Source organism: Nostoc sp. NMS4, assembly GCF_017115095.1.
GTDB lineage: Bacteria > Cyanobacteriota > Cyanobacteriia > Cyanobacteriales > Nostocaceae > Nostoc.
Genome location: NZ_JABXKI010000376.1, coordinates 1 through 6,110 on the forward strand (window position 1 = coordinate 1; position 6,110 = coordinate 6,110).

The following is a 6,110-nucleotide window of genomic DNA, read 5'->3' on the forward strand; positions in this document are numbered from 1 at the left end:
GTTTAGATTTTATATAAGTATTGAGAGTGCTGTCTGCCTGGGCATCAAGCCCCTGCTTTGCTTTTAACTGCTGGAGAAGCAATTGTACTAAAGCGGCATCGTCAAAGTGGAGCAGGGTGCTGACCTGGGTAGACTCGATTACAGCCCAAAGCTGTTGCATCATTTTAGCTGTCACCATGAGTCTGTAACCTCTTAAGCTTTTCTTTATATTTACACGAATTTGGAAATTGTGGTTATTTTTTCTTTGAAGATTTATAAAGATATACACTAGAAACGTCTGAGCAAGGCAATACGGTTAAGCTATGGCGTTTTTTCAATTGATTGAACTACGACACTAGCCACAGCTTATCTTAAGGGTGCTATATAAAGAAATAAAACTGTCTAAAGACTTAAATCTTCCGTAACATTTTTTAGTAATCAAAACTCTATCCCCTTGTGGGTAGAGTATTCTGAATTCTGAATTCTGAATTCTGAATTCTGAATTCTGACTCCTGACTCCTGATTTATTGTGAAACTCTCGCACAAGCTCCTTCCTGACCAGAAGGATCGGGAAAAATTGCTAAAGTGTGATATTCAGGGTTATCTGTTTTATATATGACTCGAAAAGTATACAACTTGTTTTTACCTTGGGCTTCGGTAACAACTGTTAAAAGTGTATTGCTAGTGGGGGGAAGTCCAGGAATGTCCAGTTTTTGAATTCGTCTGAGTTGAATTACATTTGCTGCGGAGTTTTTACAATCTCCTGAACTACTATTAGATTCTTGACCAAACTGCATACATACTGGCCCATCAAAATCCATAGTTACTTGTGATGGATCGTTCAACCAAACTTTTTTAATTATTTCTCCAGCCGGAATAAAACTTAAGTTTGTTCCTTGTTGATACCAAACGTCAACCGTAGGTATTAGTCCCCCTAAACCTTGTGCTTGGCAGGAAAATATGGAACGCAGAACGGCATTATTAGCGACAGCGCGACCTACCAATAAGAACATAGCAACCGAGAAAATTAAGGAAGCTATAGGTAGGAAATAAGAACGTTTCGGGTTATTTCCTGACAAGTTAATATTCTTTTTCATGGTTGCAAATATCTAAAATTGGTATAAATCCTACTCCTTAAAACTGAGTTGCTTGATTAACATATATTTCAATATTTGTGCCGGCTGGCAAAAACCAAACACCACCTTGTTGAGACATTTGGGCGATCGCTTGTTGATTACGTTGGGCAATTTGGGGTACTACAGAGTTGAAACCACCTTCTGCAACCCCAGCTAAAAGATTGCGTCTGTTTTCAGTGATAGTAGTATAACCACTAATGTAGCCGTTGCCGTTGCCGTTGCCGTTGCCGTTGTTGCCGTTCTCGATAGGATTGCCGCTAGAGTCGATGTTGCTGAGGTTACCGCCATATAAAGGCAGAACTTTGGTATCAGGGCGATTTATTAACTCTGCTGCTTTACCAAGACCTCCCAAGACGAATAGTCCTGCATCCATTGATGCTATGGACGAACTTTGACCGGGAAATTTATTTGCAATTAAAGGTTTACCTTCAACACCGCGAAGAAGAATTGCATTACTGGGTAAGCTTCGTTCTATAGGGTTGCCATTATTTTGCGAGATAACTTTGACTACGTTCATCTGCAAAAGACCTTGTTCGGAAAGCGAACCAATTTCAGCGAGGAATTCAGTGTTTGCAGGTAGAGCAACTGTACCATCGGTAGATTTTAGCGGTTCTTTCAATCGGATCACAACAGATAAGTTTTTCGCTTCACCTGCATCACCACCACCACCACCACCACCGCCTGACTTATTACTAGTTTCTCCAAATATTGCTGTCGCTAACACAGCTTTGGCACTACTCCCAATTGCTACAGATTTTTGTCCCTGCGGTTGGGCTTGAGCGATCGCCGGATTTTCCGGTTGTGAAGTTTGTGGGGTTTGCTCAGGATTGTTGTCGGGATTGGGGTTTGGTGTCTCTTGCTGCTGCGGCGGTTTGGTGTTTACAGGCTCCAAAGTAGCTATATTACTAGTAGGTTGATTACTAGGATTGACTTGACCGTAGCTACCTAACTTTGCTAATTTAGCCCACTCTTCAAATGGGCTTGGTGGAGATGGTGGAGTTACACTAACTAACGGTTGAGTGGGGTTCACAACTGGTAGCTGGGGTGATAGCGAAGGTTGAGAAGCAGGTACTCTAATGATGCGCTCAACTGTCACTGTCCGAGGTACGTAAGCTGTTGGTGGGGGTGTTGGGATCACTTTCTGTCTAACTGATGGTTGTTGTAAGGCTACTGTCGGCGTTGATTTGGCAATTCTCAGCTGTTCTTGGGCAGCTTTCACCATTTGTGCTTGTTCGGTCAGAGCTAATTTAGTTTTGAGAGTATCTACTTGGGCTTCCATCTGTTGAGATATGGATTCATTTGTAGGCCGCTCTTGTACTGGTGCAGAAATAATATTTTTTGGCTTTTGATTGCTGCTACTCATCAACTTGGACAAAAACACACCACCCACCAAAACGATCGCTAAAGTAGCAGCCCCTACCAAGGCTAACTTAGCAAAGGGATTAGATGAGAGTGCTTGCTTAGTCTGAACTTCTTGTGGAAGAGATAGCGACTCTGGGGGCGTTGCAGAGTCTTCCGAACCTTGAGTATCACTAGAAGATTCTTCTTCAAAACCGACCAACCTTGACATCCGCGATTCCCAATCTACAGATTCTACTTCTGGTTGGCGATCGTCGGTGCTTAGACCAAATCCATTTTGGGGAGGCGTTTGAGCAGGAATTGAGTATCGGGTCATGATAGAGCCTAGTTGGGATTTCCAGAACAATTATTATCTTTAATTTCACATATATTATAAATTTCTAGTCTGGCTTCACCAAGGCGGTAAGCTGCGAACTGCGACGGTAGGGCTGTATTTGGCAGTGAAGTTGCAGGTTCATTTATTGCTCTAACTAAAATTTGTTTATTAAAAGAAATTGATTTCCCCAATTTATCATAACTGTTAAAAATTAATTGATTGGCAAACATTTCCACTTTCCACTTTCCATTACCTATCTCTGTAGGTTGAGAAACTTTTTGGATTACTAATACATTCTCCGCTCCTCGATTAACATTTTCAAATTGGCTATCTGGATTTAAATTAGTAATTTCTGACTTAAGTTTTTGTTGAAAATCATCAGCTACTAGTTGGGAGCTAATTTCCCAGACTTGTTTTGGTGGCTGTTGTTGTGACCAGGTAAGCATTAAACTCATAGTTTCACCTACAAAGCGCCGGATAGTTTCTGGTTGCCGCTCTAAATTGGGTTGGGGGTCTACCGTTATAGCATGACCATCAACAAGTTGCACTAAACTTTGAGGTGTGAGTTGGCGACCTAACTGTTGTAACATAGCCCCGTGAAATATTAGTAACAGCAGGGTAAATACATGTAAACCAAATGTTCCTACTGCCAACAGGGGTAAGGGGCTATTTTTCTTATTATTTTCTGGTTTGAGTAATTGCATTAATAATCCATCGGATAAATTGAACTATTTTCGTGTAATCAATTCATTGTCTGATAAAACTATCAGATGTTTGTCCAGTACCACATTGTTTTGATTTACCTTGGTTGAGGTTGTTGTAGTCATCTAGCAAACATAAGTTACGAATTTCATAAATTTCTAGCCTATCAGCGCGGACACTATAAATTGCTTTTTGCAAATCGGTGCTATTGTCTGCTTGGGGATTAGCGAAATAATCTGCTGCACGTACAAGGAAATCTTTATTAAAAGGAGTTATAAGTTTTGCACCACCAACTCGATTTTTTTGAACTAAGTCGGCTACCATACCGACTTGCCATTTACCGGGTGCAATTTGTTGTGGCGGATAAACTCTTTTAATTATTAGTTGTGATGTCATTGCTTGGTTGGGATTTTCAGAGAAAACTTCTGGCGGTGTCATTTCTGCAACTGTGCTTAAGAAACCTTTGCGAAAGTCTTCTGATAAGGCAAAACTAGCTACCCAACTGCTGGTACTAATTTTTTGGCTACTACCTTGAGGTGTATTAATCAGTATTCCTAAATCGGATTTAGGGTTTGCGACTTCTTCAATAGTTTGTGGTGGTAAAGTTCCAGACCAGGTAAACATTGATATCATCGTTTTGCTGATAAATCGCCGAATTGCTTCTGGTTCTCTGGCTAAATCATCAATATTAGCTACTGGTTTCCCGTCGATTAATTGCACAAAGTTGGGAGGTTTTCTCAGACTGAGTTGGCGAATATTTAGCCCTTGTAATAAGAATAAAAATAAAACTAATATGTGTAAACTGAAGGTTGCGATCGCAAAAAATGTCAACACACTTCCCGTTCTTTGTCTTTTTTCTAGTAAACGCACCATTTCCTCACCTCCTGCAAAAAACTTCAGCTATTATATATGATGTTTTCCATACACTGACTAGTAGTCTGTCAATAAATAATTAATGGATAAATTCCCTGTAGAGACGGCGATTTATCACGTCTCTCTAATCAATCTTGCAATTTTTTTTTAATTTTTAATTTTTAATTTTTAATTTCCTATATCCTCTCCTTTACTAAAGAAGCCGTACTGCTGATAGCGCTGAAGACTGCAAAACCGCCAGCAGCAGCCACAAGTAAAGATAAAATTGGTGCTAAAACTCCTAAGAAAATTATGAACCACATTAAATCTGGATCGACATTAGCATTTTGACCTGGGCCATTTACAATCACTGCGGCAGTCAGCACAGCAATAATATTAAATGAAATTTTGGCGATTCCAATAGATAAAAAGCCGGTCAGCCACGCAAAAATGGGTTTGCCAGCTACAGGTAATAAAGAACCACCTACAGCTATTGGCCCTAAAGCTGCTATTAACAACATAGTGGCTTCTATCAAATTTTGGAAGGCATATTGTAAGGAAACTAAAAAGTTTTTAATGCTCGTTTGGACTGTAGAACCTAACAGAGAATTAAAAGAGGTTTCTGAGACAATGCCAGTGCCATATCTAATATTATCTACCTTGGTTTGTAGTCTAATTATCCAGCTTTTATTTCCATAAATATCTCTATATTTCTGCCAGAGAACATTGACTTTTTCAGCAGCTTTCACAAAACATTGACTTTGTTGTTCGCCAGTTAGTGATTGACAAGGACGCAGGAAGGAACCAGCTACTTCTTCAGCAACACTCATATTCAGTGCTTGCTGATACATTTTGTCTGCATCTGCTGATACCACTACTTGCTGATTCACAGTGTTTAAAAAATTCCGCACACCCAGCGTCAGATTAGAAAGTATACTTCCATTGCCTGAATTACTTAAGAGTACTACCACAATAAAAGGCCAAATTAAAGCTGATATGGGACGGGTGTATTCGTAGGATATTAAGTCTTTAAGGAATTGTATCATGAAAAATAACAGGGTTCCTACAGCAAAAAAAATACCAAGATTTGTCAGCGCTCCATACAAGTTATTACTGGTGTTATTTTGTAATAAATCCAGCCATTGTTTATCCCAACCGTCAGCAATACTTTGGGAAGTTGCAGCACCATTATCGATAATTTGATCGATGCCTACTTGGGCAAAAATTAGTTGAATAGCAAGTTGCATTTTGAGTTTATAGGTTGTTTTTTATATTTAGTAGAGTGTGTTAATAGGATGTTTGAAAAGTCATGATTGATATATCAAATATTTCACCCTAACCCTCCCCGATATATTGCTACTGTGTACACACAAGTCTGAAATAGCTGATTAACCAGGGTTTTACCCCACCCTAACCCTCCCCTTGGAAAGGGGAGGGAACTAGATTTTCCGGTCTCCCCCCTTTACAAGGGGGGATTAAGGGGGGTAATTCGACTTGTGTGTACACCGTAGCCTTTATAAGGGGGGTAATAATTCGATTAAAATCACAACATACCACTTTTCAAACATCCTCTAATAACGTAATGCAACCTACTAAACTTTGTTTTTAGATTTCCTGTTGGTTTTTCAGAAGTTTAAGGATTTTAAAAATTTCCTAGAAGATTAGAGATTTTTTATCTTAAAATCCTATTGATTAACTTTTCTGCCAAACAAATCTAGTTGAGAAGTCGCTCGTAAAAGTCGCGCCGCTTCTGTAGATGTTTCTAC

General features: G+C 39.5%; 5 protein-coding genes. All 5 read right to left on the reverse strand.

Annotation, left to right across the window (positions count from 1 at the left end; genetic code table 11):
* Positions 1-503: 503 nt before the first annotated feature.
* The 5 genes from HWQ37_RS31585 to HWQ37_RS31605 all read right to left on the reverse strand — a co-directional run bounded on the left by HWQ37_RS31585 (position 504) and on the right by HWQ37_RS31605 (position 5,591).
* Positions 504-1,076, reverse strand: a complete 573-nt coding sequence (locus HWQ37_RS31585; protein ID WP_292754780.1) for a hypothetical protein — start codon at positions 1,074-1,076, stop codon at positions 504-506.
* A 37-nt stretch (positions 1,077-1,113) separates the two neighbouring features.
* Positions 1,114-2,790 (reverse strand): TrbI/VirB10 family protein, encoded by a 1,677-nt coding sequence (locus tag HWQ37_RS31590; RefSeq protein ID WP_292754782.1) that lies wholly within the window; start codon positions 2,788-2,790, stop codon positions 1,114-1,116.
* Positions 2,791-2,798: 8 nt separating this feature from the next.
* On the reverse strand, positions 2,799-3,494 hold the full coding sequence (locus HWQ37_RS31595) for a hypothetical protein (RefSeq protein WP_292754784.1): 696 nt from the start codon (positions 3,492-3,494) through the stop codon (positions 2,799-2,801).
* A gap of 43 nt (positions 3,495-3,537) precedes the next feature.
* Positions 3,538-4,365 carry a hypothetical protein gene (locus tag HWQ37_RS31600; protein WP_292754787.1) on the reverse strand — a complete coding sequence of 276 codons (828 nt, stop codon included), beginning with the start codon at positions 4,363-4,365 and terminating at the stop codon, positions 3,538-3,540.
* Positions 4,366-4,541: 176 nt separating this feature from the next.
* Positions 4,542-5,591, reverse strand: a complete 1,050-nt coding sequence (locus HWQ37_RS31605; RefSeq protein WP_292754789.1) for a hypothetical protein — start codon at positions 5,589-5,591, stop codon at positions 4,542-4,544.
* Positions 5,592-6,110 lie beyond the last annotated feature (519 nt).